Source organism: Kitasatospora sp. NPDC059571 (assembly GCF_042735675.1).
GTDB lineage: Bacteria > Actinomycetota > Actinomycetes > Streptomycetales > Streptomycetaceae > Kitasatospora.
On sequence record NZ_JBHWBW010000751.1, the window covers coordinates 1 to 2,187 of the forward strand.

General features: G+C 74.2%; 2 protein-coding genes and 2 pseudogenes. 2 read left to right on the forward strand and 2 right to left on the reverse strand.

Annotated elements, in window-relative coordinates; translation table 11 throughout:
- Both ACFV0G_RS38635 and ACFV0G_RS38640 read left to right on the forward strand, forming a co-directional pair.
- A pseudogene (locus tag ACFV0G_RS38635) lies at positions 1-553 on the forward strand (pyridine nucleotide-disulfide oxidoreductase); the annotation flags it as partial.
- A gap of 90 nt (positions 554-643) precedes the next feature.
- Complete coding sequence (locus ACFV0G_RS38640; RefSeq protein ID WP_380558353.1) at positions 644-1,183, forward strand: DinB family protein; 540 nt, start codon at positions 644-646, stop codon at positions 1,181-1,183.
- Positions 1,184-1,306: 123 nt separating this feature from the next.
- Here the strand turns inward: ACFV0G_RS38640 and ACFV0G_RS38645 are convergent, their stop codons facing one another.
- A complete protein-coding gene (locus ACFV0G_RS38645) occupies positions 1,307-1,780 on the reverse strand; it encodes a GNAT family N-acetyltransferase (protein ID WP_380558356.1) in 474 nt (157 codons plus the stop codon).
- 93 nt (positions 1,781-1,873) lie between these two features.
- Positions 1,874-2,128: pseudogene (locus ACFV0G_RS38650) on the reverse strand (ArsR/SmtB family transcription factor); the annotation flags it as partial.
- Positions 2,129-2,187 lie beyond the last annotated feature (59 nt).

A 2,187-nucleotide genomic window follows, 5' to 3' on the forward strand; every position in this document is an offset into this window, starting at 1 on the left:
CGCAAACGCCGGGGCGCAGCTCGCCGCCCACCTCCCCGTCCCCCGGCCTTCGGCGGGGGGCGCCCCCATCGCCGCCGCGGTGCGCTGGGCCACCCGGCGCCCGGCCCGTTTCCTCCCGGACGAGATCGACGGCCGCGCCCTGTTCGAGATCGCCACCCGCCGCGTCCAGGGCGGCGGTCCGCGGATCTCCGACCTCGGCGACATCGTCGCCACCGCGCCCGTCCGCGCCGTCCGCGACGCCGGACTGCTCGCCGACCACCCCATGTTCGAGGAACTCACCCCCGCGGGCCCGCGATGGGCCGGCGGAGAAGTATGGCCGGCCGACACCGTCATCTGGTGCACGGGCTTCCGCCCGGCCCTTGCACACCTCGCCCCGCTCGGCCTGCGCGCCGGCGACCGAGGCCGGATCCCCACCATCGGCACCAGGGTGCAGGCCGACCCGCGGATCCACCTCCTCGGCCACGGCGACTGGACCGGGCCCGCGTCCGCCACCCTCATCGGCGTCGGCCGCACCGCCCGGGCCGCCGTCGAGGAGATCCGTACCCTGCTCTGACGGCCCACGAGTCGGTCGGTGAGGAACCGGGCATCATGCAGGTCCCGGCCGGATGGCCCGGATCCGGGGGAGCACGGGGGAGGGGCCGGGATGTCCGGCAAGGCGCCGTTCGACCGCAGCGAGGTGCACGCCGAACTCGACCGAGTCCGCGAGGAGTTTCACCGCCTCGTCGCCTCCGCCGGGCCGGCCGACCTGGCCGGCCCGACCAGCGGCACCCGGTGGACCAACGAGCAGTTGCTCTTCCACATGCTGTTCGGCTACATCATCACCCGGGTACTGATGCCGCTGGTGCGCACCTTCGGGCGGCTGCCCCGCAGCGCCGGCCGCCTCTTCGCGCGGATCCTCGACGCTGCGACCACGCCGTTCGACGCCGTCAACTACCTCGGGCCCCGCTTGGCGGTCCGCGTCCTTCGGCCCTCGCGCCAGCTCGCCCTCCTCGACCGGTTCATTGCGTCCCTGCACCGCCGGCTGGACCGCGAGACAGTGGCCGACCTGGCCCTCGGCATGCACTTCCCCGTCCGCTGGGACCCCTTCTTCCAGGACCGCATGACGCTCGCCGACCTCTACCGGTACCCCGCCCTGCACTTCGACTTCCACCGGCGCCAGCTCACCCTCACCGACGACAGTTGACGGACCCGGACCCGGACCCGGACCCGGACCCGGACCCGGACGCGTCCGCCAACTCCTCCCGCGCCGCCGATGTGTCCCCGGGGCCGGAGCAGGACGGCCGCCCCTCGCCGGAGGCCCGGGACGTCAGCCGACGGCGGGGCTGCGGCGCTCGATCAGGACGGTGTCCCGCCACACGCCGTGGTGGCGGCCGATGCGCTCGCGGGTGCCGATCACCCGGAACCCGGCCCTGGCATGGACGGCGAGACTCGCGGTGTTCTCCGGGAACACTCCGGACTGGATCGTCCAGATCCCCGCACCCTCCGTGGACTCCACCAGCGCATCCAGGAGCCGGCCCGCGATGCCGCGGCCGCGGGCGCCGGGGTGGACGTAGACGGAGTGCTCGACGACACCCGCGTACGCGCACCGGTCGGAGACACCGCTCGCCGCGACCCACCCGAGGACGCTGCCGTCACCGCCGAGCGCGACGTACCGGTGTGCGGGCAGCTTCGCAGCGTCGAACGCCTCCCAGGTAGGGGGCGACGTCTCGAAGGTGGCGTTCCCCTCCTCGATGCCCGCCCGGTAGATCTCCAGCACCTGCCCGGCGTGCTCCGCACGCATCGGGGCGATCGCCACCTCGGATGCCGGGGGCCGCCTGCCGGCCTCGCCGAGGATCGCCTGCACCGCCGCCGGGAACGCGGTCAGGCAGGCCCGGTTGACGGTGTGCAGGGTGGAGGTGCCGCTGCGCTCGGCCAGGACGAACCGGGCGTCGGCGAGGATCTTCAGATGGTGGGAGACGGTGGACTGCCCGACCCCGGCCCGGGTGACGAGCTCGCCCACGCTCATCGGCCTGCCGTGCGCGGCCAGCAGGTGCAGCAGTCGGATGCGGGTCGGATCCGCCAGCGCCTTGAACCACGCCGCGTACTTCTCGGCATCGTCGGCGGGCAGCGTCATCACCAGGTCATTCATCGATCATCAACGATATTGTTGCGGGGGGGGGGGGCGGGCGGGGCGCGCGCGGCGCCGGT